Annotated in this window: 1 protein-coding gene; it reads left to right on the forward strand. The window is 43.4% G+C overall.

Going from position 1 to position 3,017, the window contains the following annotated elements:
* Positions 1-3,017 (forward strand): beta strand repeat-containing protein (locus FNZ24_RS21385; protein ID WP_416384861.1); only part of this gene is annotated, 3,017 nt, incomplete at both ends.

A 3,017-nucleotide genomic window follows, 5' to 3' on the forward strand; every position in this document is an offset into this window, starting at 1 on the left:
CACCGATAACCAAGGCCATTCACTGACAGTAACCGCAATCGTTGCTGGTGGTGTTTGGATTCTCCCAGCACAAGATTTATCAAACTTTGATGATGGCTCACTAGTGGTCACAGCAGAGGTCAGCGATATAGCAGGCAACCCTGCTAATGCTAACGCTCAAATGCCTGTTGATATATTGGCTGATATCACTATTGATGTGGACACAGGTAGAGACTCTGTCATTAACCGCTTTGAAATGCTGCGCCTTGATTTCTCAGGTCAAATTGATGATGTTGAAGACGGTCAAACCGTTACTATTACCCTAACCGATAGCCTCAACAACCAACTCACTTTCAATACCACTGTCGTCGCAGGTGTTTGGCAAATTAACAATGCTGATGTTTCATCACTCGTCGATGGCAGTATTAGCTTTACAGCGGATACAGTCGATATAGCTGGCAACCCCACTTCTGTCACTGCCATTGTCAGCAAAGATACTCAAGCATCTGTGACCATTGAAGCGGAAGATGATGACAATACACTTAATGCAGTTGAAGTTCCCAGCACAACGTTGCGCGGTGAAGCACTTAATATTGAAGATGGTCAAAATGTACTAATTTGGGTGACAGATTCAAGTGGCACTAGATTAATATTTAATACCAGTGTTGTTGATGGTCAGTGGCAACTTGATAACCTTGATTTGTCATCATTACTTGATGGTGAACTCACGCTACGTGCATTAGCTGTCGATGTAGAAGGTAATCCGAGCATTGGCAATAACACAGTAGCTAAAGATACAGCTGCCGATATCACTGTAGAGATTGTTGATAACGACGGCGTAATCAATGCCACTGAAATGAGCCAAGTGGTTATTCAAGGCAGCGTCACAAACATAGAAGATGGTCAAACAGTTACGGTGAACCTCTCTGATAACCAAGGCCATTCACTGACTCTAACCGCTATTGTTACTGGTGGTGTTTGGATTCTCCCAGCACAAGATTTATCAAGCTTTGATGATGGCTCTTTAGAAGTCACAGCAGAGGTTAGCGATGTCGCAGGCAACCCTGCATCAGCCACCACACAAATGCCTGTAGACACAACCGCATTAATTGACATCACGATTATTGATAACGATGGTGTTATCAATGCTGTTGAAATTACCCAAGTAGTCATTCAAGGTAGCGTCACAAACGTAGAAGATGGCCAAACGGTTACGGTGAACCTCACCGATAATCAAGGCTATTCACTGACTGTAACCGCTATCGTTACTGGTGGTGTTTGGATTCTCCCAGCACAAGATTTATCAAACTTTGATGATGGCTCATTAGTGGTCACAGCAGAGGTCAGCGATATAGCAGGCAACCCTGCTACAGCTAACACTCAAATGCCTGTTGATATATTGGCTGATATCACTATTGATGTGGACACGGGTAGAGACTCTGTCATTAACCGCTTTGAAATGCTGCGCCTTGATTTCTCAGGTCAAGTTGATGATGTTGAAGACGGTCAAACCATTACTATTACCCTAACCGATAGCCTTAACAACCAACTCACTTTCAATACCACTGTCGTCGCAGGTGTTTGGCAAATTAACAATGCTGATGTTTCATCACTCGTCGATGGCAGTATTAGCTTTACAGCGAATACTGTCGATATCGCTGGCAACCCCACTTCTGTCACTGCCATTGTCAGCAAAGATACTCAAGCATCTGTGACCATTGAAGCGGAAGATGATGACAATACACTTAATGCAGTTGAAGTCCCCAGCACAACTTTGCGCGGTGAAGCACTTAATATTGAAGATGGTCAAAATGTACTAATTTGGGTGACAGATTCAAATGGCACTAGATTGATATTTAATACCAGTGTTGTTGATAGTCAGTGGCAACTTGATAACCTTGATTTGTCATCATTACTTGATGGTCAACTCACGCTACGTGCATTAGCTGTCGATGTAGAAGGTAACCCGAGCATTGGCAATAACACAGTAGCTAAAGATACAGCTGCCGATATCACTGTAGAGATTGTTGATAACGACGGTGTTATCAACGCCACTGAAATGACCCAAGTGGTTATTCAAGGCACCGTCACAAACGTAGAAGATGGCCAAACGGTTACGGTGAACCTCACCGATAACCAAGGCCATTCACTGACAGTAACCGCAATCGTTACTGGTGGTGTTTGGATTCTCCCAGCACAAGATTTATCAAACTTTGATGATGGCTCACTAGTGGTCACAGCAGAGGTCAGCGATATAGCAGGCAACCCTGCTAATGCTAACGCTCAAATGCCTGTTGATATATTGGCTGATATCACTATTGATGTGGACACAGGTAGAGACTCTGTCATTAACCGCTTTGAAATGCTGCGCCTTGATTTCTCAGGTCAAATTGATGATGTTGAAGACGGTCAAACCGTTACTATTACCCTAACCGATAGCCTCAACAACCAACTCACTTTCAATACCACTGTCGTCGCAGGTGTTTGGCAAATTAACAATGCTGATGTTTCATCACTCGTCGATGGCAGTATTAGCTTTACAGCGGATACAGTCGATATAGCTGGCAACCCCACTTCTGTCACTGCCATTGTCAGCAAAGATACTCAAGCATCTGTGACCATTGAAGCGGAAGATGATGACAATACACTTAATGCAGTTGAAGTCCCCAGCACAACTTTGCGCGGTGAAGCACTTAATATTGAAGATGGTCAAAATGTACTAATTTGGGTGACAGATTCAAATGGCACTAGATTGATATTTAATACCAGTGTTGTTGATGGTCAGTGGCAACTTGATAACCTTGATTTGTCATCATTACTTGATGGTGAACTCACGCTACGTGCATTAGCTGTCGATGTAGAAGGTAATCCGAGCATTGGCDATAACACAGTAGCTAAAGATACAGCTGCCGATATCACTGTGGAAATTATTGATAACGAAGGTGTTATCAACGCCACTGAAATGAGCCAAGTGGTTATTCAAGGCAGCGTCACAAACATAGAAGATGGTCAAACAGTTACGGTGAACCTCTCTGATA

The organism is Shewanella sp. TC10 (assembly GCF_009663145.1).
GTDB lineage: Bacteria > Pseudomonadota > Gammaproteobacteria > Enterobacterales > Shewanellaceae > Shewanella.